Here is a 23,602-nt window from a genome sequence, read left to right on the forward strand (position 1 = left end):
ATTTCTCCTAATGCAAGTCACAGCCATATTTGTGGGTTTTAAGAAAGCGCTAAGCGCAGTATTAAAATGAAAAAACAGGCTAGTCAAAGATATGACTAGCCTGTTAATTGCATAGTTAAACAAGATCGAATACCCTACTGCACAACAAGCTTAACGTTGGCATTGGCTAGCCCAGGACGCTTAACTTCAGTCAGAGCCTTGTTAACAGCATACTTTTGGTTGATCGAGTTGATTAGCTCGGTCTGGTTATGCTTTTTGGCAACACCCCAGAGATCGGCAATCAGATCAAAAGAACCATCAGAGTTACGAGACCAGCCTAGATCATAGTCACCTTCAAGACTCGCTACAATGTCGGCACGGATGCGTTGGCTGTTGTAGCCACGAACATCAGCTTCAGTATTAACGGTAATACCCAGATCGCGCAAAGACGACTTGAGGACTTCGGCATCAGTAATTTTTGTGCGAAGAGTGCTGAAATGAGACATAATAGTGTAGCTCCTGTAAATAATTGTTAATTCAGGTGTGAACTCAACTGTTAACTCAAACGGGAGACATAAGAGATCTGGTAGTTCTTACCTCTTATGTTAGCTGCTAGCCTAAAGATCTTTTGATAAGAGATTCTTTAGAATCTAGCCTTAACTCTGCTGCCTGCAAAACAGCAGAAATAAGCTTTTTAAAACTCCATACGCTGATATTCAGCGACTGAAGTAGCGGCGGGTCTAGCCCGCATCCTTGCCCAGTCACGCAGAGCAGCAACCTGCTCAGTCATCGTGCGCGAGAGGGGAGTTGTAGACTTCACAGCCGAAATGATATCTAGCTGTGTAAACTCCCGATCTTGGGCAAAAGCTTCATACATAGCGGCAATTACCGCCTGTTCGATTTCCGCCCCCGAAAAACCATCGCTTACTTTCGATAGTTGTTCAAAATCGAATCTGTCTAATTTTTCGACATCTGGACGACGCTTGCACAGATGGATTTTAAAAATATCTCTGCGTTCTTCACCATTAGGCAAATCTACAAAGAATAGTTCATCAAAACGCCCCTTGCGTAAAAACTCCCCTGGTAACTTTTCGATACGGTTTGCGGTAGCCATTACGAATACAGGTGATTTTTTCTCCTGCATCCATGTGAGAAATGTGCCAAAAATCCGTGAAGATGTACCACCATCAGAATCAGCCGAACCTGCTCCCCCAGCAAAAGCCTTATCAAGCTCATCGATGAACAAGATCATCGGTGAAATTGACTCAGCAACCTTGAGGGCATTGCGAAGATTTGCTTCGGATTTGCCTACGGTAGAACCATCGTAGACTCGTCCCATATCCAGACGGATCAGTGGTAATGACCAAAGGCGAGCCGTAGTTTTGGCAATTAAGGATTTTCCACAGCCTGGAACACCCAGAATGAGCATCCCTTTGGGTTGAGGCAATCCATAATTTCTGGCTCTTTGACTAAAGGCATTTGATCGCTGTTGTAACCAATGCTTTAGTTCTTCGAGACCACCTACTGCATCTAAGTCTTCTTCTTCTTCGATGTATTCGAGGATGCCGTTGCGACGGATAAGTTGCTGCTTTTCGGAGAGGACAATATCGACCTCTTCTTCGGTGAGCTTGCCATTTGTAACTTGGGCTTTGCGATAGACTTTTTCCGCTTCATCTTGGGTTAGCCCCAAGGTGGCTCGAACAAGCTTTTCGCGAGTTTCCGATGATATTTTCTTGGTGCGAACTTGTCCGAGTTGTTGGTCAAGGACTTCCTCGATCGCCTTCATATCAGGCAGAGGAAAATCAAGAACTACGATTTCTTTTTCAAGTTCAACAGGAATAACTTGGATCGGCGACATCAAAATGATTGTTTTTTGAGTGCCTTTAAAGTTAGCAACCGCATCCCGCAAACAACGAACGATTACTGGGTGATCAAAGAATGGGTGAGCATCTTTAAATATGTAAATAGCAGGATCTTTTTGATCAGCGCGAGTAATCCATTTCAGAGCAGCCTCTGCGGACTCAGTGTTGTGCTGTGCTGAACCTGTCGTTTGACCATATTCAACAATTCCTTGCGTCACTGTCCATGTGAACAGGCGACGGACTGGCTTAAGTTGAGAGATGGTAGCGATCGCCCTTTCTGCTCTTTCTTCCTCGGGGGTGTTGAGGTAGACCAAGGGATATTGGGCTTGAATTAAAATGCTAAGTTGCTCTTGCATATAGTAATACAGAGGTTTAATCCTCTATCCTCACCTTGTCTACAGAAAGTCTACGGGAAAATATCTTGAGAATTATCTTGAAGCTTAGCTGGGCTTAACTCCCTAGTTAATGGAAACTAGCTCTTCATCTGGGCTGTCAGCTTTGCCAACAGTGACAGGTAAAGTGAGATTGCGGTTGCCCCCGATTGCTAGTAGTTCACCATTACGGATCACAACTGTTTGAGAACAGCTCGGACAGTTATAGGTTTGGTGGGTATGTCCGATACCAGAGGACTCGACGATATCAGCGTGAGCTAGATAAAAGCTAATCGCCTTTTCTGCTAAGTCTGACATGGAGTCGCCATCAATAGCTGAACGAATCTTAAGCTGTTGATGTAGTCGTTCGGGGAGATAGAAAGTTACCTTTTGCTTGTCTTGCATAGTGGTTAAAAACTGTGAATACCCGGGTATGCAACTAACGTTACAGGCATATTTTTGTGCTGTCAAGCCACTATGCCTACATGACAGCAATAACTTAATATTTTGTTACATTAGGCTATTGCAAAGCAAGAGTTAGCCAGTACAAATCAAAACCCCAAAAGCGAGTGGCGGCGCGAAGCGCCGCCACTCGCTTTTGGGGTTTTATGTCCTAAGCAAAACCTATATTTCTATATTGCAAAAAAGATATTTATCTAAATCATTCTGATGTAAAAATCTCTAAGTAGCTACTCCCTTGCCACCCAAGGATTAGCTACTTATAAATTGTTTCGGCAAGCATTCGCGATAGGATAAAAGACGAAGACTGAGAGAACTGTATGGTGCATCAACTGCCGACTGGCGCAAAAGACTTACTTCCCCTAGACGTTGCTCAAAAGCGTTGGATCGAGAGCCGCATTCAACAAGTTTTTCAGTCATGGGGCTATCAACGCATCATTACCCCAACTGTTGAACATTTGCGATCGCTGACCGCAGGCGGAGCCGTCGATCCTGAATCCGTGATCCAACTTCATAGCAACAGCATCGATATTTTAGGATTACGTCCCGAATTTACCGCCTCGATCGCCCGTGCCTATGCTGCCCGTTTGGGTAGCCATGTGGCAACCTGTCCGCAGCGACTTTATTACAATGCCAATGTATTTCGCCGCAGAGCTAATAACACCTCAGAGGAATCCTTTCAAGCGGGCGTAGAATTGCTGGGCGCATCAGGACTATTAGCCGATGGCGAAATTTTATTACTCTTAGCCGAGAGCCTTGATCGCGTAGAACTACCAGATTGGCAAATCATCCTCGGTGATGCTCGACTGACTGGCGCATTGCTAGATCTATTACCAGAACAATATCGCGCCAAGGTACGCCAAAGCCTCGCTAAGCTCGATCGCATTGCCCTTACGGAAATGGACTTACCTGAAGATGTCAAAGGCTATGCTCTTGAATTGGTGGATCTGCGCGGTAAGCCCAAGGATGTATTGAGTCGTCTTTCGACCAGCAAATGGACATCGGGACTGACAGGCGAAATTAGTTACCTCAAGTCCTTGATTGATCTCTGGGAAAGTACTAATCAAAGTGCCAGCGATCGCCTAATTCTCGATCTTAGCTTTATGCAAACCTTCGACTACTACACAGGGATCGTCTTTGAGGTTGCCTCCAATAACTATGTCGTGGCTCAGGGTGGACGCTATGATCACCTGCTTGGGGTTTATCATCCTCAAAATGTCAGCTATCCCAGTATCGGCTTTTGCATTAATCTCGAAGACTTGCAACAGGCCCTGCAAAAGCAGTTACCCCAAACTCTCACCACGTCAAGCTGGTTAGTTGTCGCTAAAACTCCTGATGCGATGCAAGCCGCCTTTGCCCATGCCGCGAAGTTGCGTCAAGATCCGCAAACAGAGGCGATCGAGCTAGAGCTTGAGTTTCGTGATGCTGATGTTGTGCGTGACCATGCGCGATCGCGTGGTATTCCGCAGATTGCATGGGTAAGTAGCGATGGGGCGATCGCTTCCGAAACAATTGCTACTTAAATAAATAAAAAAGAGAGGTGCTGCTAAGCAGCACCTCTCTTTTTTATTTCAGAAAGGAGGTGGCGGCGCTTTGCGCCGCCACCTCCTTTCTGGTTTTGTGTCCTAACAAGACTGGTGACAGCTATATTTAAAAAATACTGGTCAAATTTGGAGAACTTAAGGTAATCTATTCAACCAATCATCGAATTTGCGTAGTTAGAGATTTCCTAAATAAATATCACTGGGTGATATTTATTTAGGAAATCTCTAACCCATTTTGCTAGTGATTTTTGATAGAGATAGGTGTGACTGAATGAGATTTCCAGAAACTGCAAAATCGAGTACAAGTTTAGCTTTTAGCCTAGGACTAATTGCGGCGATCGTCGTGACAGGCTGGTACTACATCATTTTGCCCTTTCAGAAACATCCCCAAAGACCCATATTCTCTAATGATCTAAAGTCAGTTCCTGCACCAGCACCACCGATCGCCGCTATTAAAGTCGCACCTATGCCCCAGCCCACGGTCAAGGCAAAGCCCAAAACTAACGATGCTAAATATCAAGGTAAAGTTAACGCCAGTATTGGTTTAGTGTTTCGTGCCGATCCAAGCCAAGCTTCTAAGAGTGTTGGTGGTGCTGACTTCAACAACAAAGTTTCTGTGCTTAGAGAAGCTCCTGATCGCGAATGGGTATATGTTCGCAATGAAAACACAAAGGAAGAAGGTTGGGTCAGGACTGGCAATATTACTAAGGAATAAGCCTCAATGCCGCATCAGCATTCCCACAAACACCATGATCATTCGGGGCATAACCACTCCCATCACGGACATAATCATTCCGCCCCTTCTAACTATAGCCAAGCCTTCATCATTGGCTTTGTTCTGAATGCTGGGTTTGTCATGGTGGAGTTTGGCTTTGGGTTTTTCTCTAATTCTGTATCCCTAATTGCCGATGCCGCTCATAATCTCAGTGATGTATTGGGGCTAGTCATTTCATGGGTAGCGATTTTGGTATCTCGGCGGCAACCCTCTAGTCGCTATACCTATGGCTGGCGCAAGTCATCAATTTTGGCTACTTTCCTCAATGCCATTTTTCTATTAGTCACCACAGGAGGGATTGTGTGGGAAGCGATTCAGCGATTGTTGCAACCCTCAAGCAAGGTTGAAGGCGGCGTGATTATGGCGGTGGCAGCGATCGGGATTGTGATTAATGCGGCTACGGCTCTATTGTTTGTCTCTGGAAGTAAAGGCGACATGAATATCAGGGCTGTATTTCTGCATATGGCTGCCGATGCCTTAGTTTCGCTTGGAGTCGTCTTAGCGGGGATCGCCATTATATTTACAAAATGGTTTTGGCTTGATCCCGTTTTTAGTTTAGTTATTAGCGCTCTGATTATTTTTAGTACTTGGGAGCTTTTAAAGGATTCCTTTAATTTAGCGATCGATGGTGTGCCTAATGAAATTGATGAACGATTGGTGCGGACTTATCTATCGGAACTGGAGGGGGTAACAGGAGTCCATGATTTGCACATTTGGAATATGAGTACTGTGGAAACGGCTCTAACTGCACATTTGGTGATGCCCACAGGAAATAGCGATGAATTTCTCGCGCAAATCAGTCGGGAGTTACATCAGCATTTTGCGATCGACCATAGCACTTTACAAATTGAGACAGGCGATCGCGATCATCCTTGTTCGCTAGAAACTAAATGCCAAGCTCCATAAAACAACAAATATTAGGTGACGTGAAGCGTCGCCTAATATTGTTATGAATACCTTTAGCATTGCATAATAGATATAAAACTAAATAAAGATAACGCTGCAAGTAAATTGCGTTATCTCCTGTAGCGCTTGGCGCTTACTTAAAAAAACAAGATAGTTTTGAAAGGCTTGCAAAGCAAGCCTTTCAAAACTATCTTGAACTCCTCAGAGCAATTAATCGGATTAGCAATGCATTTTATCGATCGCGTTACGATACAAGTAAAGTCTGGAAATGGTGGAGATGGGCTAGTTGCCTTTCGCCGTGAGAAATATGTGCCTGCGGGTGGTCCTGCGGGTGGGAATGGTGGTCATGGCGGCTCGGTGATTTTACAGGCTACCACCGATCTGCAAACCCTTCTAGACTTTCGCTTCGAGAATATTTTTAAGGCTGAAGATGGCGAACGTGGCGGTCCTAGCAATATGACAGGCAAAAAGGGCAGCGATCGCATTATCAAAGTGCCACTGGGTACGGTGGTCATGAATGAGACAACAGGTGAGGTTTTAGGAGATCTTACGGAAGTTGACCAAACTTTGATCGTGGCAAGAGGCGGTAAAGGCGGCTTAGGTAATAAATACTTTTTAAGCAATCAAAATCGCGCCCCTGACTACGCCTTACCCGGATTACCGGGGGAAGAACTGACGCTTTATTTAGAGTTAAAACTCATTGCGGAAGTGGGGATCATTGGAATGCCCAATGCTGGTAAATCGACTTTGATTTCAGTAGTGTCGGCGGCGCGTCCTAAAATTGCTGATTATCCCTTTACTACCCTTGTGCCAAATCTAGGGGTCGTATCCAAGCCATCGGGTGATGGCATTGTCTTTGCGGATATTCCTGGACTTATCGAAGGTGCATCCGATGGGATCGGTTTAGGGCATGACTTTTTACGCCATGTGGAACGGACTAAGCTCTTAATTCATCTCATCGATGTAACTCAAGATGATCCCCTCACCGCCTATCACACAATTCAAGAAGAGTTAGCCGCCTATGGTCATGGTTTAGCTGATAAGCCCCAGATTTTGGCGTTAAATAAAATTGATGCGATGTTGCCTGAAGATGTGGAAGAAATCGCAGCCCAATTTGATATGCCGATCCTCTCAATTTCGGCTGCCTCGAAAAAAGGACTAGATAAGCTTTTGCAGTTGGTCTGGAAGCAATTAGAGCAATTCGATCTCGAAAACCCATAAGTAAAGCGGTGCATCGCACCGCTTTACTTATTTGAGCATAAAGAAATTACCAAAGGCAGCGATCGTAGTTATTTTTTGATTGGGTAGATCGGTTTCGTAAAGACTGAACAATACAAAATTTTGCTGTTTTGTGGAATTTTCCACAATTGACTTGATTACGCCTTTGCCTTGAGAAATCACAAATTTACAGGATTGCTGAGCCGCGATCGGAATATTATCACCAGCACAAATAGATGTTTTACCTGTTTCCGCAAACTGCTCCGTGGCGTAGGTGACATAGCGTTCTTTGCTGGGATTGGTGATCGCCATGACCCCAACAACCACAGCCGCACCAATTAAAATTGCTTGTAATTTCATACGCCCTTTTTAACGAAATAATTAGTGGTGCGCGGCTTAGCCGCACACCACTAATTATTTCACTTTTTGATTGGCGCGATCGCATCTTGGCTAATTTGACAGATCTGATCATGACAATGCCCATTGCTTGCCACGATGGTTCCCCATTGACGCAATTCGAGATTGTTGTAAGACAATGGCGAGAGGTCGGCGTGCGTAAGTTGTCCCCCTGCTTCGGTCAAGATGATTTCAGGAGCGCAATAGTCCCAATCCTTAGGCGCAGATTTGCCTGAGACGGAGATATAGACATCAGCAGTACCTGAGGCGATCGCCGCAAATTTGCCGCCAATACTACCTACAGCGATTTCCGCCGCCTTGGGCAATTGTTGGAGAATACTTTCTAATTGGTAGTTGCGATGGCTCCGACTGGCGACCACCACCATTTTGGCGAGGTCAACTTTGTTAGAAACATGGATGCTTTGCTGTGCGCCATCTCGCGTTTCCACAAATGCGCCATTGCCCAGAGAACCTTGAAACAATCGATCTTGAGCAGGGGTTGCCACTAGTCCGAGGACAGGACGCTGGCGATAGCTCAAACCAATATGTACTGCAAACTCGTTAGTCCGACGGATAAAGTCACTTGTGCCATCCATCGGATCGATGATCCACACCCATTCATGATCGAGGCGATCGGTACTGTCTTCGGTTTCTTCGCTGAGGTAAGCAAAATTTTCTGTGCCGAAGGTTTGCTTTAACTGTCCCAAAATAAAATCATTGGCGGCTAAATCGGCGGAGGTGACATTACCATCTTCCACACCCTTAAACGTAATCTTTAAATCCTGTGGCGCTTGATAATACTTCATCAGAATGTCCCCTGCGCCCCAAGCGATCGGGCGAGCCAGTGACATAATTTCGTTTAAATTCAGCATCTTGAATTTTGGTGAAGCTAATGATCTGTACTATAGCGTAAACCCAATGCTAAAAGCTGAAGATTAACTAAATCCTAGGAGAGAGATTAAAATAGAAATCCTATCCAAGGCAGTTTAATTTAGATGTATACAGTTTTAGAAGCGATCGCAACTGCCAATCCCCCCTATAAACTAACTCAGAGTGAAGCTTCCAACTTCATGTTACAAACGGAGAGCTTATCGGAGGCAATAAAAAAAAGAATTCCTTCAATTTATGCTAATTCAGGAATAGATTATCGCTACAGTTGTATTCCTGATTATGCTGGATATCTACCAGAGTTTGAACTTTATCCGCCTAATTGGGAACTGATTCCTACGCCAACGACTAGCGATCGCAATCAGAAATATCAAACCTATGCGACGAAATTAGCACTCCAAGCAGCACAGCAAGTTATCACGGATGCGGGACTGCGCCCAAAGGAAATTACCCATTTAATTGTGGTTAGCTGCACGGGCTTTTCGGCTCCAGGCATTGATATTCAGTTAATTAGGCAATTAGGACTTCCCTTAACGATCGCGCGAACGATGATTGGCTTTATGGGCTGTCATGCGGCTTTTAATGGACTTAGTACGGCTCATGCTATTTGCCAAAGCGATCGCCAAGCTAAGGTTCTCTTAGTCTGTGTCGAGCTATGTTCGCTCCATTTCCAAGTAGCGGATACCTTAGAAAATACGATTATTAATGCTATTTTCGCAGATGGGGCGGCAGCAGCGATTCTTACTGCTTCGCAGCTACCTACCCAAGGTCAACTTATTTATCGAGATGGATCTAGCCTACTGCTCGAAGAGACCACCGATCTGATGAATTGGACGATTGGCGATACGGGCTTCTTAATGCATCTATCTCCCAAAGTTCCTGAAGTAGTGGCGGGTTATTTACCAGCCTATTTACAGGATTTTTTGGCTAGGCATCAGCTTACGCAGCAGGATTTAGACTTTTGGGCTATTCACCCAGGAGGCAGGAAAATTATTGATAAAATTCAATCCATTTTTACCCTTAGCGATCGCATGGTAGCGGATTCCTATGAGGTATTGCGGAATTATGGAAATATGAGTTCACCAACAATTCTATTTATTCTCAAGCGAATTTTAGAAAATAAAAAAAGTGGATCAAAGGAACTAAGCAATGCACCATTCTCCCATAACGGAATTGCCTTAGCCTTTGGACCGGGACTATCCATAGAGGGCTGTCTATTGTCTTTTCAGTGAAGAATTGCGCGGCTTCGCCGCGCAATTCTTCACTGAAAAGACAGTCTTTAAAGAATTGTTTTTTATTACAGGAATATCTATGCCTTCTTTTAAAATTCGCACCGATCAAGATGAATTGATGGATGATTTCTCAATTCAGGATGAACGCCTCACCGAGGCTTTAGAGCAACTGCGTCCGATTAATCAATTACTCGGTGGCTATGCGACGACCATGGCTGTAATTGCGCCATTTCTGCGATCGCGTCCCCATCAAAAAACTAGAATCCTTGATTTAGGAACAGGTATTGGTGATTTTCCTGAATATATTGTGCGGTGGGCGGCGGCGCAATCGCCTGTACTAGATGTAGAAATTGTGGCGATCGATGCTAATCCTGTGACGGTGGACTATGCGCGTTCGACTTTACAAAAGCGCTTGCCTGTGGAATTGCAATCAAAAATCACCGTGGAAGTAGCCGATGCTCTTGCTCTACCCTATGCTGACGATGAGTTCGATCTGGCGATCGCGGCGATGTTTTTGCATCACTTTGCCCATGAAAATGCCGTGCAGATTGTGCGATCAATGCAACGAGTCTCGAAGCAAGGAATTTTAGTCAATGATTTGCATCGCCATCCCCTAGCCTATTACGGGATCTATTCCCTGACAAGGTTGCTTTCTGCTGCGCCGATGGTGCGCCATGATGGACCGCTTTCGGTGTTGCGCGGTTTTAAATTTTTGGAACTAGAACGAATCGCCCAAGCCGCAGAACTCCAAAATTTCTCGCTTAACTGGCGCTATGCCTTCCGTTGGGTTTTAAGTACGATTGAGGTTAATCATGACTAAAAATATGAATTATGATGCGATCGCGATCGGTGCTGGGCTAGCGGGTTCTAGCGCCGCGATTCAGTTGGCTCAACGGGGCTATCGGGTGTTATTACTAGAGCAGAGCCATTATCCGATGCATCGACTCTGTGGTGAATTTCTCTCCATCGAAGTTACCGATGCTTTTGAGAAGTTAGGGCTTTTAGAACAGGTTCGCAAAATCGGAGCGCATCCCATTCATCGCGCCTATCTGACTACCGCTAGCGGTGCATCCTTTCGCGGCAAACTTCCGAGTGCAGCGCTAGGATTGAGTCGTTATCAACTCGACCTGATGCTGTTTCAACGGGCGCAGGCGGTAAAGGTGGATTGCTTAGATAGCACTAAAGTTTTGGATGTAGTTGGTGATTTTTCATCAGGATTTACGGTAAGTACTAGCAAAGGTGATTTCAAAAGTCGGTTAGTATTGGGAGCCTTTGGGAAGCGATCGCCTTTAGATCGCACGCTCAATCGTAAATTTATTCGCCAGCGATCGCCTTGGGTTGCTTATAAGGGACATTACACAGGTGTGGATCTAGGCGATGTGATTGAGTTACATAGTTTTCCCAATGGTTATTGTGGCTTATCCCAAATTGAAACTGGCGAGATTAATGTCTGCTGGATCGCCCATGAGAGAGTAACGAAAGAAGATTTAGATCCTGAACTAGCGATTCCCCATTCCTTAGCCCAAAATCCTGTCTTAGCCGATCGCTTCCGTAATATGCAAAGAACTTCGCCTTCACTGCAAGGTTTGAGTCAGATTTCCTTTGCCCTGAAAGGTAATTTTCATGGCGATATTTGCATGATTGGCGATACCGCAGGGATGATTACGCCGCTATGTGGAGACGGCATGGCGATGGCTTTGCGTTCGTCCGAAATGGCGGTTCCCTTGGTGAGTCAATTTTTAGACGGAGAGATTTCGGCGATCGCCTTTAAACAAAAATATGCGATCTCATGGCAAAGGGAGTTTCAAACGCGCTTGCAATTGGGGCGAATTATGCATAATTGCTTGATTCAGCCACCCTTGGCGGATTTTGGGATTAAGCTCTGTGAGACTTTTCCTGCCTTGGGCAATTGGGTGATCGGGGCAACTCGCGGCAAAATCTCCGCAGATAAGGGGCTTAAGCCCCTTGTCTATAAAGACGCACATTAAATCCAAAAGAGAAGGGGCTTAAGCCCCTTCTCTTTTGGATTTTAAAGCAAAATGACCTATAAACCATTGCCTATGATGATAAAGGGTGACCAGAAGTAGGGATGGGAAAAGTCCTGAGTATTACTCTGGCGTTGAATCATGGCTCTTTGAGCTTTGGCTAACACTTCGGCTTTAGTCAATTGCGAATCCTTCAGAACTCCATAAAAAGCTTCCATCAAAGCCTGTGTACCGCCGTCGGACACTTGCCAAAGCGAAGCGATCGCGGCTTTTGCGCCCGCATATTCCATTTGATAGCCAAAGCCCATAATCTCTGTGCCATTGCCCAGTTTGCCCCCTAGCCCCGTCTCACAGGCACTCAAAATCACTAAATCGACATTTTTTAGTGACCACGTAGAGACATCGCGCAGAGAAGCACGACTACCATCGCCAAACATCACAAAGGAATCCTCAGGCTTGCCAATCACAAAGGCGGCATGGGTAGCCAGATGGATAATATTGAACTGCTGGAATTTAGCAACGGTGGAATTAACATTAAAATCGCGATCAATAAACTTTGCGGAGTTAGGCAACTTTGATACTAAATTTTCTACTTCCTTCTCGGCAAAGGGCAATCCCGCAAAGCTAAAAGTTTGTCCATTCACCTCAAAAGTGTAGCGCCCAGACGTAAAGGCTCCCGCCAGAACGCGAGGCTGTTTATTGCTAGGGCGATCGCTTAAATTCGTTAAGCTCGCCGCCGTAATCGTATTAATCGCATAGCGCTCTACTAGCCATTGCTTGCCATCATGGAGGGCTGCGATCGGTACATAGCGCAACTGTCCATCGGGAGCATAGATAATCGTTTGGATTCCGGCCTGTTGCAAATCCGAAGCGATCGGTTGAATCAGCCATGAGTGCAGCTTTTGAGCAGAATCAAGGATATCAAGGGAGCTAGGATCGCGGACTTCAGAACGAAAATCCACGATCGCCTGATTAAATTCTATTTGCTTAACAGGCACAGTGCGGCGAATGGGCTTACCATTGGCGGTTACAAGAATTAGCTCTAAGCGATCTTCTAATATCAGAGGATAGAAAATCGCCGCTTTTTGGGACAACTGCTGAAGATTCTTTTGAAGAGATGCAAATTGTTGAAGAGTAGCTTCGCTATTAGAGCTTTCCGATTGACTAATTTGTTTGAGAATTGTAGTTACGGCTGGACTTTGAACATAGGTGTTTAATTGCTGGGAGGTTTGCTCTTGAATATCTTGTAGTTCCATTAATCTCTGGATTTGTTGCGGTGAACGGTTGATAGGAGTAATTTTTAAAATATCCAGCAGCTTTTCACCAGCTTGAATGGAGCGATTTTGAATTGCACTATAGTCAGTTAAAAATCGCTGCTCAGGAGCCAACAACTCAATACCTTTAGCTGTTTCGCTATTCCCACGTACATTTTTGAGATAGTCATCCAGTTCTTGGATTTTTAACAGATCGAGAACTTGCTGCGCTTCAAGAAGTCTATTTTGCTTAAGTAAGAGATTTGCTAAATCACGATAGGTCTTTTCTACAGTGCCTGTATAGACTTTTTGGGCCTCGACCGATAGCGATCGCAAATCCTTCCGAATTGACTCCCGCACATTCACCGACTGTTTAAAAAATAAAATTGCCAACTCAGGCTTGTTCCAATCTAAAAATAAATAGCCTAAATTACTAAGATCGATACTTTCGCCGCGTCGTTCTCCCAATTGTCGATGGATTGCCACAGCCTGTTGATTGACGGTCAGAGATTCCGAATAACGTTTCGTTTCCGTATAAATTGATCCCATATTCGCCAGAGCTACTGCTTCTGCCGAGCGATCGCCAAGTTCACGTAAAATTTTGAGTGCTTGTTGATAATTACTTAAAGAATTGTCATATTGCTTTAGGGTGCGATAGGCTTCACCAATATTATTGAGGGTGACCCCCTGAGCCGCAATGTCATTGATTTCTTGATGAATTGCAAGGGCTTGCTGGTAATAATTTAAGGCTTGCTGCGTCTTCCCTTGATCATCGTAAATAGAACCAATATTGCTTAAAAGCACGCTTTCAAATTGGCGATTCTTGAGCTTTTTATTTTTTTGTAAGGCTTGTTCAAAATATTTCAGGGCATTTGCCGATTGTCCCAATTCCTTATAAACTGTGCCAATATTGCTGAGAGTACTCGCTTCTTGACTGAAGAGAGATAGCTTTTGGGCTAAGTCGAGAGAAGCTTGATATTGCTCAAGGGATTTTAAATATTTACCTTGACTGCGATAGATTCCTGCAATGTTATTGAGAATACTCGTTTCCACTTTGCGATCGCCTGTCTTTTTCGCTACGCCAAGAGACTGTTGATAAAAATCTAAAGCCTTATCAAACTGTCCTAATCGTCGATAGGTAAACCCAATATTTAATAAAACTCCTGCTAAATTTTTCTTGAGAGCGGGATCGGGACTATTCTGGCGGATGGCTAGAGCTTTTTGGAGGCGCTCTAAACCTTGACTAATTTTGCCTAGCCGTACATAAATCTGTCCAAGATTATTTAGAATAGTCGCCTCCCTTTCTTGATCCTTAATCGTTTGCGCTCCCACTAAGGCTTGCTCGTAAATAGAAACCGCTTCCTCTTGTTTGCTCGCTTGATTGAGCGTATAACCAAGATTTAGCAAGATCAGGACTTCATCGTTGCGTACTTTCAAAGCATCCTTGGGATTGCTCGGCTTGATCTGATTAACAATCCCCAAAGCTACTTGATAGGTGGCGATCGCCTTCTCAAATTGAGTTAAATCTAAATAGACATTCCCAATAAAATTCAAAGTCCGCGCCTCGGAATAGCGATCGCCTTGTTTTTGAAAAATCGCAATCGCCTGCTGAAATAAGGTCAAGGCTTCCTGTGTATTCCCTTGCTGAAGCTGTTCCCTAGCCTTAATCACTAATTGAAATCCCCGTTCGCCGTCACTGGTGAGCGGATTAGATGGCGGTTGTTCAGGACTATTTTGAGCAATCAACTTGGGCGAATCTAGCTCCTGAGCGAAAATCTCAGTAGAAGCTATGGGGGCGATCGCAATGAACAGAGTTGCAAAAACTGAGGGATAGATCATGGCTTTAGGAATTAGCTATTTGCTTAAAGAATTTTTACTTTTCTAATTCTTAGGGCATCACTAGACTTTTTAGTTGAGCCGAACCACTGAATTTTGTCATAATTTAAGTTAATGACTAGTCAATTTTTGATAGGACAGTGTATTGTTATATCAAAATAAACACTTATATATAGGAGATATTGTATGAATCTTTCAGATTATCAAGTTTTCACCGCTCTTGTAGTTGCTCTGTTCCCCGCAGTTTTGGCAGCTTTGTTGGGTTCGGCTCTCTCTAATTCCTAGTCCTCATTACCCTATTTTTTACGACCTAGAGGTTAAGAATGGTTGCCAAACGAGACTTGTCTCCCCGTTTTTCTGCTGATGTACCCCAAAAAGCCATGCGTCGTTCGCAAGGTCAGTACGAACGGCACGATGTCGTGGGCATTAACTCCCGTAGCAGCCGTTCTGCCTCAAATCATAACTTGACTTCGATGTCGGCTAATCCCGCCGTTAACCCACCCAGCAGTTACGGTGATACGGTAGCCCAAAGCGTCCAGCACAAGCGAGACAAATATCTTCGAGCGAAGGCAACTGAATCCATAATTGTAATTGCGGTGAATGTGGCTTTGTCGCTGGCAGCGATCGCGGCGATTACGAAATTACTTCCCTATCAGTCATCGCAAAAAGATCGACTTGATGAGATTACTACTGAAGTAACCTCTGTAGAGCAAAGGGTGAATGGGTTGCGTGATAAATTGCCCCAAACCCTCAACTCAGGAAAGTCCCAAGAGATGCTATTGAGAAAGCAAGGCTGGATCAAAAATAATCAAATGACCATCAAGTTACTTGATCCTTCAGAAATTGCTTCGCCTAATAATGACGGTGTGATGCCCACCACGACCACGGCTCAAAAAACTGGACGTTAAACAAAAGGGCTGTGCAAAGCACAGCCCTTTTGTTTAACGTCTGATTTTAGGTGAAAACAAGGCTATCGTTTTCCACAGTAATGTGAATCGTGTGACCTTCAGCAAAGCTTCCTTCTAAGATTTTTGTAGCGATCGGATTTTCGATTTCCCTTTGAATCGCTCGCTTCAGAGGACGCGCCCCATAGGACGGATCATAACCAACTGCTGCAATATAATCCTTAGCTTCTTCACTGAGATTGAGGGAAATTTTACGATCGCTGAGGCGATTTTCAATCCGTTTAATCTGCAAGGTAGCGATCGAGCGAATCTCGTTACGGCGCAGGGCATGGAAGATCACCGTCTCATCAATGCGATTGAGAAATTCAGGGCGGAAATGAGTACGCAGAACATCGAGGACGCGATCGCGCATTTCGTCATAAAGAGATTCTTCTTCAGAATTATCCGCTTGGTTTGTGGATAATTCTGAAGTTTCGAGAGGGAGAGGAAGATTAATGTCAATATCTTTTTTACTAAGTTCCTTAATAATATAATCAGCAAAATCAACACTATCAGGCGCATCAGCAACCTGATATTTGAGCCCACTAATAATCTTAATCATCTGCTCTCGGGTTTGATCAAATTTAGATTTAGGCTTAGTTTTGAATTTTGCGGAGATCTTTTTAGGCGCTTCTTTTGACACTTCGAGAATGCGATCGCTACCGATATTACTGGTCATAATAATGACTGTATTTTTGCAATCAACTAAGCGACCTTGACTGTCAGTAATCCGCCCATCGTCAAGGACTTGCAAGAGAATATTAAATACATCGGGATGAGCCTTCTCGACTTCATCGAATAGAACTACAGAGTAAGGATGGCGGCGCACGGCTTCGGAGAATTGTCCACCTTCCTCATAGCCCACATACCCCGGGGGCGCACCGATTAGGCGCGATACGGAATGTTTTTCCATATATTCCGACATATCAATGCGAACCATTGAGGCATCGGAATCAAAGAGAAATTCGGCAAGGGCGCGAGCGAGTTCGGTTTTACCAACACCCGTTGGTCCCAAAAACAGGAATGAACCCAGAGGACGATTGGGATCATTCATACCTGCACGGGCGCGACGAATCGCTGAGGCTACGGAGCTTACGGCTTCCTCTTGACCAATCACGCGATCGTGCAGATGGGTTTCTAGGGTCAGCAGTTTCTGGCGTTCTGATAGCAATAATTTCTTGAGAGGAATCCCTGTCCAACGCGCCACAATTTCGGCAATGTCATCTTCCGTAACCTGTTCACGGAATAAAATTGAACCATCAGCCCTAGCGCGATTCAATTCTAACTCGGCTTCATCGAGATTTTTCTCTAGTTCCGTTAGCTTGCCATACTTGAGTTCGGCAGCTCGATTGAGATTAAACTCTCGCTCAGCTTGTTCAATTTGCAACTTCGTTTGATCAATTTGTTCTTTCAAATTCCGCAAATTATCAATCGTATCTTTTTCCTTTTGCCAACGATCATCTAGAGCTACTTGCCGATCGCGCAGTTCATTCATTTCTTTGTCAAGGCGTTCAAGACGATCTTGGACTGCCTTCCCGCTTTTGGTTTTATAGACAACTTTCCCTTCTGTTTCCGTGCGTTCGATGGGCGTAGAATCACCTTCGCGTTGTAAAGATAGTCTTTCCATTTCTAATTGCATCAGGCGGCGATCAATTTCATCAAGTTCCAATGGACGCGAATCTACTTCCATTTTTAATTTAGCTGCCGACTCATCGACGAGATCGATCGCCTTATCGGGCAGAAAGCGATCGGTGATATAGCGATTGGAAAGGGTGGCGGCAGCTACTAATGCCGAATCCGAAATACTTACACCATGATGCACTTCATAGCGTTCCTTCAGTCCGCGCAAAATCGAGATCGTGTCTTCCACCGTGGGCTGATCAACGACCACCTGTTGAAAGCGACGCTCTAAAGCCGCATCCTTTTCAATGTATTGGCGATATTCATCCAAAGTTGTCGCGCCAATACATCGCAACTCACCCCGCGCTAACATCGGCTTGAGCAAGTTCCCTGCATCCATTGCGCCTTGCTGCGTTGCACCCGCACCGACCACCGTATGCAACTCATCAATGAATAATACAATTTTGCCATCGGAGTTGAGAACTTCCTTTAGTACCGCTTTCAGGCGATCTTCAAATTCACCACGATATTTTGCGCCAGCAATCAGCGAACCCATATCAAGGCTAATAATCGTGCGGTCTTTGAGGGATTCAGGAACATCACCACGAATAATTCGTTGGGCTAATCCTTCAGCGATCGCGGTTTTACCCACTCCCGGTTCACCAATCAGCACAGGATTATTTTTGGTACGTCTCGATAGCACCTGCATCACCCGCCGAATTTCATCATCACGACCGATCACAGGGTCAAGCTTGCCCTCCTTAGCTTGCTCCGTCAGATCGCGCCCATACTTCTCCAAAGCCGCATACTTCGCTTCAGGATTTTGATCGGTAATGGTCTGGCTACCCCTGACCGCTTTAATGGTTTCCTCTAATTTTTTGCGATCAATGCTCAAATCGCGATAGAGCCGCTTACCAAGGCGATCGTCATCCGCTAAGCCGATCAGCATATGCTCGATCGCCATAAACTCATCCCCAAAGCTCTTACGACTCTCCTCAGCGCGATCGAGCCATACCTCTAGGTTACGCCCTAAGTACAACTGCTCGGGACTCGCCACGCGGGGCTGTCGTCGCAAAAATTCCTCCACCTGTCGCCTTGCTCTAGCCATCGGCACTGCCATCGCCGTGAAGATGTTCGTAGTTAAGCCTTCTTCCTGCTCCAAGAGCGCCATGACTAAATGCTCAACTTCGAGTTGCTGATGTTGCGATCGCCTTGCGACTTCTTGCGATTTGACAATCGCTTCCCATGCTTTTTCAGTGAATTTTTTTGGATCGGTTGGTTGCATTGGCTTTGGTTACGGCAGGATCGGGTGTATTGACTAATGTTAGTTAAGATAAGTTTACATTATCGTCAAAGCCTATAAAACTCAGTTGGCTAGTGTTGCGTTACAGCTAAGTCTCATAGAAAGTTGCGGCACTCTGCGTCACAACTTACGAATAAATAGGAGGTGTGCGGCTTCGCCGCACACCTCCTATTTAGCTACGGGGAAAGGAGTAGAAAGATTTATTACCCATAAATGGAGAAGGATTGCTATATTGACACTAAGTCGATTAGCAAAAGAAACCTCTAAAAAGCAACGATCCCCGACTTTTTGGGTGAATTTACAAATTGTCTTTACTTGCCTAGAAAAAGTTGAGGATCTTAACCTATTTTTTTAAGTTTTCTTATGCCTAGATACTCAGTAAAATCTTAAAGAACTTAAATTTCTAATGATTAGACATCTTGAAGAGCAAGAACTAGAGCATTCATTCTATCAATTAGTTGATCGCCTCAATAATAGCCTCCATGTGGGTGAACATTTGACGATTAATCTTGACAGTGAGCGCAGTCAATTTACAAGGTTTAATCATGCTAAAGTTCGACAATCAGGGATAGTCGCTGATGGGACAGTCACAGTGACATTAATTTATAATCATCGTGAAGCCTATGCAGAATTTCCCTTTACGGGCGATCTCAGCATTGATGATCCCGTGGCAATGGAGAGCTTGCAATATCTGCGGAAAGAGGTTTCGCAAATACCTGAAAATCCTTACTTAGTTCTACCCGAAAATCAAGGCTCCAGTCGTGAGTTATATCAAGGGAAGTTATTGTCTTCTGAGGAAGCGATCGCCACGATTTTAGAGCCTGTGGCAAAAGTAGATTTTACAGGCTTTTATGCTTCAGGTTCCATCGTGCGAGCTAATGCTAATTCCGCAGGGCAACGCCATTGGTTTGCGACGGATTCTTTTTTTGTAGACTATTCGATGTTTGTGCAGACCGATTCGGGCGAAAAGGCGGTGAAAGGAATCTATGCAGGCAAAGACTGGAATAAGCAAGCCTATCATTCCCAAATTCAGCGATCGCAACAACAACTTATCGCTTTACAACGCCCAAGTAAAAAGATTGAAAGGGGGCAGTATCACACCTATTTTGCACCTGCGGCGGCTTCCGAATTATTTGGTTTTTTGGCTTGGAGTGTGGGCGAAGGCTCCATGCAGCAGGGTAGTAGTGCGCTCTTAAAGCTCCGCAATCAAGAAAAATCTCTATCACCGCTACTCAGTCTCAAGGAAAATTTTAGTTATGGAAATGTGCCACGCTTTAATAGTTTGGGGGAAGTTGCTCCTGATCAACTAGTAGTAATCGATCAGGGTAAATTAACTAATACTTTGGTGAGTTCGCGCAGTGCCAAAGAATATGACAAAGAAACAAATGGAGCCGACGAAGGCGAATCCATGCGATCGCCTGAAATTGCCGCAGGGAGTCTAGCCGAGTCGGATATTTTATCCAGACTAGATACGGGGCTGTATTTATCGAATTTGCACTATCTCAATTGGAGCGATCGCACTGGCGGCAGAATTACAGGCATGACTCGCTATGCTTGCTTTTGGGTAGAAGATGGTAAATTTATTGCTCCCATTGAGAATCTCCGTTTTGATGATAGTATCTATAAATTTTTAGGTGATAATTTAGAGGATTTGACCAGCTTTCGCGATTTTATTCCCAGTACTGGAACCTATGGCAAGCGATCGCTCGGCGCAATTCTCGTTCCTGGAATGTTAGTCAAAGACTTTACCTTTACTCTATAGTTATAGCGTGATTGATTTTTGCCTACGGCAAAAATCAATCACGCTATAACTACGCAAAACCCTTGCTATGAGTCAAAATCAAGAACTGCAAAAACTTATTCATATCGGTTCGCAATTTTCTCAACAGGAAACTATTACACAAATTCAAGCCTTTGGTAGTGGCAATATTAATGCAACTTTTTTGGCTTCAGGTCAGGGATTAAACCCATCTCCCTTTATTTTGCAGCGCATCAATACCAATGTATTCCGTAATCCGAAGCAGGTAATGCAGAATATGCGTATTTATGCCGATCATGTAAGCGATCGCTTACAAAAGAATCCCTTGCAACGTCGCTGGGAAGTGCCACAAGTTCGGCAAACTGGGGATGGACAAGACTATATCGAAACAGCGAATGGTGAATTTTGGCGATCGCTAAGCTTTATTGAGAATTCCCATTCCTTTGATGCGTTGCTCAATGTCGATCATGCGAGGGAAGTGGGCTATGCTTTGGGAACTTTCCATCATTTAACGAGTGATCTCGACTCCGCAAAACTAGCAGATACTCTGGTGGGCTTCCATATCACACCGCTTTATCTGGAGCAGTACACCGCCGCCTTGGCAACCAGCGAACACCTGATTTTGCGATCGCCAGAGGTTAATTATTGTCTGAACTTTGTAGAGTCACACAAATATTTAGCGCATATCTTAGAAGCCGCGAAAGCCTCTGGCAAACTACTTTTGAGAACCATGCATGGTGATCCTAAAGTAAATAATATTTTATTTGATAAGCATACTCACTTAGCCGTAAGTGTGGTTGATTTGGATACGATTAAGGCTGGTTTAATTCATTACGATATCGGCGACTGTTTGAGATCGGGCTGCAATCCCTCTGGGGAAGAGTGCGAGCAATGGGAAGATGTGGAATTTAGTAGCGAACTCTGTTTTGCGATTTTGCAAGGCTATTTATCGCAAGCAAGTTCCTTTTTAACGGAATCTGACTATGCCTATATTTACGATTCTATCCGTGTGATTACCTTTGAGTTAGGTCTGCGCTTCTTTACCGATTATCTATTAGGAAATGTCTACTTCGCAGTGAAATATCCTGAACATAATTTATTGCGATCGCTAGTCCAATTCCGTTTATTAGAAAGCATCGAAGCTCAAAAACCTGCTATTAATCACATTATTGAAAAAACAAAATAAAAAGCTTCTTTTCTATTTGTTTTTGCCAACGGAATAATTAATAGCGTAGCTCCAACTGAGTAAACGTAGCCACAGGCGGGGATTATTAGGTTCTAGCCATGGTTGACAATTGCGTAAAATTGGTGGCAACCATCCGCCCAAAAGCGCATTAGTTAAAGAACTGCGGGTAAAGGCTCCATAACTAGATAGCCATTTCAGCAAATCCTTTAGCCCCGCCATTTGGAAAATCCAGAGAATTAACTGAGGATTTTTAAAAGCAGCAATGAGAGCAAGGCGGTTAAACATCAGCCATCCCAGCCGATCTTTGATAAAGCGATCGCTGACAGGTTGCGGCTCATCGGCAAGCAAGCCAAAAAATGTATTCAGCATCGAATTCACTCGCTCTGGCGGCAAATACATCCCCGTGGGAACCATCATTCCTTTTGAAAATAGCCAAGTAACCGCAATATTACTCTGATAGGCATTAATCTGGCTGAGATCATCGGCTCTGAGCAAATCATGTTTCAAGGCTGTATCCAGCAATGTCGCTAAACGTGGCAAGTTGCGAACGAGGGAACCAAACCCTGTAAACACAAGGGGTGATTGCAACGAGGCAGCATCACCGATCGCGAGTATCCGATCAAAGGCACATTTTTTGGAGTCTTCATTCAAGCTGTAATGTCCCGTGATGTAGCCAAAGGTTGCCTTCTTCCAAGTCAGTTTCTCCATATCACAACGGCGATATTCTGGCAAAATCGTGAAGAAGTCCTCATACATCTCCAATAATGATCCTGCATTTTCTGGATGGACTTGGTGATAATGGAATAGATAAATCGTTAGTTCATCTTTTTCCGCAGGAAAGAGTTCCCAAATTAATTGTCGTCCTCGCGAAATATCGCCATGACTAAACAGCACATCACCATACTGGGAATCCCAAACCTGTTTATCAAAACCTTCGAGAACTGCGCCCACAGTGGGACAAACGCTATCAAAGGCTTGCCCTGCATTCAGTTGTTGCGCGATCGCTGAAGCCGATCCCATCGCATCGATCACCAATCGCGAATTTAGAATTACCTCCGCATCTGTTTCCAAATTTTTAGCAAAAATGGTCGCGCCGTTATCATTAATTACTACTTTCTGAAATTCAGTGCGATCGCAAATTACTGCGCCATACTGATGTAATTTCTTGCTACAAATCTCTAATAAACGATTAGTATCGATCGCAATATTTAAAACCGTAGGCGTATGCAGCACCTTAGCCTTGAGATGGGGTGGATTATTGCTATCAAAAAACTTATTAAAGCCATCAACATATTCCGCCGTAATCATCACTTCAAATTCTTCTTTAGTGAATAGCCCAAAGTCGATGAGATTCTGGAATTCCGCACGGGAAATATTCCATTCTCGATTCATCCGTCCAAAGGGAATTCGCTCTACTAAGCACACACGATAACCTAACTTAGCCATCATCGCCGCATGGATCGCGCCTAATGCTCCTCCCAAATACACAATGTCATAGATTACATCTGACTTCACAGAATTAGCTTGTGAATCTTCAAAAATCACTTGTTTAGGAGTTTCAGGATTTTTGACACTTTCCCGCCAGCGCTTTTCCCACCAATAGACGCGATTAAGGTCATATTCACCATTGGGAATGCGTTGAAAGAATTTGACCGTAAGCGGATATTCTTCAACTAGGGCTGCAAAAATTGATTGATTCGGGGCGATCGCTGGTGGTTGTTTAAACTCATAGGGAAAAGCTTGACGCGCCGCCTTTGTCAAATGGTCAAGAAATTCCTTTTCCCCATCCATGACCTCATCCGACCATCGAAACACTTTGAGATAAGCCGTGCGCTGTAATGTCCAGATAAATACTGATAATTGCGCGATCGCTCCTGAGCGATTTTGGCGATCGAGGATAAAGCCATGCTTAGCAACGGATTTTTTCCCAAAGGGAGGTTGGTACTCAGTCTGGAGCCATGTTTTCACGGCTGCAACCTGCGTTGTAGGAATCTCGATGTAAAGTAACTGCTGCATGGCTAAATCAATATCTTCAATGTTCTAATTTTGGCATATAGGCGATCGCATTACTAAATAAGCGACAGCT

Annotated in this window: 19 protein-coding genes; 11 read left to right on the forward strand and 8 right to left on the reverse strand. The window is 44.4% G+C overall.

What is annotated here, in order from left to right:
• Window positions 1–134 precede the first annotated feature (134 nt).
• From H6F42_RS00695 to H6F42_RS00705, 3 genes are all read right to left on the reverse strand, one after another.
• On the reverse strand, window positions 135–485 hold the full coding sequence (locus H6F42_RS00695; protein WP_190397426.1) for a DUF1257 domain-containing protein: 351 nt from the start codon (window positions 483–485) through the stop codon (window positions 135–137).
• Window positions 486–673: 188 nt separating this feature from the next.
• The gene (locus H6F42_RS00700) at window positions 674–2,197 is read right to left on the reverse strand and encodes an AAA family ATPase (protein ID WP_190397427.1); all 1,524 of its coding nucleotides are present in this window, start codon (window positions 2,195–2,197) and stop codon (window positions 674–676) included.
• A 102-nt stretch (window positions 2,198–2,299) separates the two neighbouring features.
• Window positions 2,300–2,617, reverse strand: a complete 318-nt coding sequence (locus H6F42_RS00705) for a hypothetical protein (protein ID WP_190397428.1) — start codon at window positions 2,615–2,617, stop codon at window positions 2,300–2,302.
• Window positions 2,618–2,991: 374 nt separating this feature from the next.
• On the opposite strand from H6F42_RS00705, the gene H6F42_RS00710 reads away from it, so the two are divergent.
• The 4 genes from H6F42_RS00710 (at window position 2,992) to obgE (ending at window position 7,117) form a co-directional block, all read left to right on the forward strand.
• Entirely contained in the window at window positions 2,992–4,194 is a 1,203-nt protein-coding gene (locus H6F42_RS00710; protein ID WP_190397429.1) for an ATP phosphoribosyltransferase regulatory subunit, read from the forward strand.
• Between the two features lie 292 nt (window positions 4,195–4,486).
• A complete protein-coding gene (locus H6F42_RS00715) occupies window positions 4,487–4,930 on the forward strand; it encodes an SH3 domain-containing protein (RefSeq protein ID WP_190397430.1) in 444 nt (147 codons plus the stop codon).
• A gap of 6 nt (window positions 4,931–4,936) precedes the next feature.
• Window positions 4,937–5,896: a cation diffusion facilitator family transporter gene (locus H6F42_RS00720; RefSeq protein WP_190397431.1), complete on the forward strand. Its 960-nt coding sequence runs from the start codon at window positions 4,937–4,939 to the stop codon at window positions 5,894–5,896.
• A gap of 225 nt (window positions 5,897–6,121) precedes the next feature.
• Complete coding sequence (gene obgE, locus H6F42_RS00725) at window positions 6,122–7,117, forward strand: GTPase ObgE (protein WP_190397710.1); 996 nt, start codon at window positions 6,122–6,124, stop codon at window positions 7,115–7,117.
• Between the two features lie 27 nt (window positions 7,118–7,144).
• Here obgE and H6F42_RS00730 read toward each other — a convergent pair whose 3' ends face one another.
• Window positions 7,145–7,474: a DUF4359 domain-containing protein gene (locus tag H6F42_RS00730; protein ID WP_190397432.1), complete on the reverse strand. Its 330-nt coding sequence runs from the start codon at window positions 7,472–7,474 to the stop codon at window positions 7,145–7,147.
• A gap of 59 nt (window positions 7,475–7,533) precedes the next feature.
• Window positions 7,534–8,361: a 3'(2'),5'-bisphosphate nucleotidase CysQ gene (locus H6F42_RS00735; protein WP_242018285.1), complete on the reverse strand. Its 828-nt coding sequence runs from the start codon at window positions 8,359–8,361 to the stop codon at window positions 7,534–7,536.
• A gap of 144 nt (window positions 8,362–8,505) precedes the next feature.
• Between H6F42_RS00735 and H6F42_RS00740 the strand changes: the two genes are divergently transcribed.
• The 3 genes from H6F42_RS00740 to H6F42_RS00750 all read left to right on the forward strand — a co-directional run bounded on the left by H6F42_RS00740 (window position 8,506) and on the right by H6F42_RS00750 (window position 11,618).
• A complete protein-coding gene (locus H6F42_RS00740; protein ID WP_190397434.1) occupies window positions 8,506–9,630 on the forward strand; it encodes a type III polyketide synthase in 1,125 nt (374 codons plus the stop codon).
• 79 nt (window positions 9,631–9,709) lie between these two features.
• Complete coding sequence (locus tag H6F42_RS00745) at window positions 9,710–10,450, forward strand: methyltransferase domain-containing protein (protein ID WP_190397435.1); 741 nt, start codon at window positions 9,710–9,712, stop codon at window positions 10,448–10,450.
• Window positions 10,443–11,618, forward strand: coding sequence for an NAD(P)/FAD-dependent oxidoreductase (locus H6F42_RS00750; protein ID WP_242018286.1), 1,176 nt, complete (start codon window positions 10,443–10,445; stop codon window positions 11,616–11,618). Before H6F42_RS00745 ends, H6F42_RS00750 begins: the two co-directional genes overlap by 8 nt.
• Before the next feature lie 56 nt (window positions 11,619–11,674).
• Here H6F42_RS00750 and H6F42_RS00755 read toward each other — a convergent pair whose 3' ends face one another.
• On the reverse strand, window positions 11,675–14,707 hold the full coding sequence (locus H6F42_RS00755; protein ID WP_190397436.1) for a tetratricopeptide repeat protein: 3,033 nt from the start codon (window positions 14,705–14,707) through the stop codon (window positions 11,675–11,677).
• A gap of 183 nt (window positions 14,708–14,890) precedes the next feature.
• Between H6F42_RS00755 and psaM the strand changes: the two genes are divergently transcribed.
• Window positions 14,891–14,989: a photosystem I reaction center subunit XII gene (gene psaM, locus H6F42_RS00760; protein ID WP_190397437.1), complete on the forward strand. Its 99-nt coding sequence runs from the start codon at window positions 14,891–14,893 to the stop codon at window positions 14,987–14,989.
• A gap of 38 nt (window positions 14,990–15,027) precedes the next feature.
• Window positions 15,028–15,612: a hypothetical protein gene (locus H6F42_RS00765; protein WP_190397438.1), complete on the forward strand. Its 585-nt coding sequence runs from the start codon at window positions 15,028–15,030 to the stop codon at window positions 15,610–15,612.
• A 46-nt stretch (window positions 15,613–15,658) separates the two neighbouring features.
• Here the strand turns inward: H6F42_RS00765 and H6F42_RS00770 are convergent, their stop codons facing one another.
• Window positions 15,659–18,553, reverse strand: coding sequence for an AAA family ATPase (locus H6F42_RS00770; protein ID WP_190397439.1), 2,895 nt, complete (start codon window positions 18,551–18,553; stop codon window positions 15,659–15,661).
• A 424-nt stretch (window positions 18,554–18,977) separates the two neighbouring features.
• Between H6F42_RS00770 and H6F42_RS00775 the strand changes: the two genes are divergently transcribed.
• Together H6F42_RS00775 and H6F42_RS00780 are read left to right on the forward strand one after the other, a co-directional pair.
• A complete protein-coding gene (locus H6F42_RS00775) occupies window positions 18,978–20,333 on the forward strand; it encodes a TldD/PmbA family protein (protein WP_190397440.1) in 1,356 nt (451 codons plus the stop codon).
• Window positions 20,334–20,400: 67 nt separating this feature from the next.
• Window positions 20,401–21,516, forward strand: a complete 1,116-nt coding sequence (locus tag H6F42_RS00780) for an aminoglycoside phosphotransferase family protein (RefSeq protein WP_190397441.1) — start codon at window positions 20,401–20,403, stop codon at window positions 21,514–21,516.
• Between the two features lie 12 nt (window positions 21,517–21,528).
• On the opposite strand, the gene H6F42_RS00785 is transcribed toward H6F42_RS00780, so the two are convergent.
• Window positions 21,529–23,532, reverse strand: coding sequence for a flavin-dependent dehydrogenase (locus H6F42_RS00785; protein ID WP_190397442.1), 2,004 nt, complete (start codon window positions 23,530–23,532; stop codon window positions 21,529–21,531).
• Between the last annotated feature and the right edge of the window lie 70 nt (window positions 23,533–23,602).

This window comes from Pseudanabaena sp. FACHB-1998 (assembly GCF_014696355.1).
In the GTDB taxonomy this organism is placed as follows: Bacteria; Cyanobacteriota; Cyanobacteriia; order Pseudanabaenales; family Pseudanabaenaceae; genus Pseudanabaena.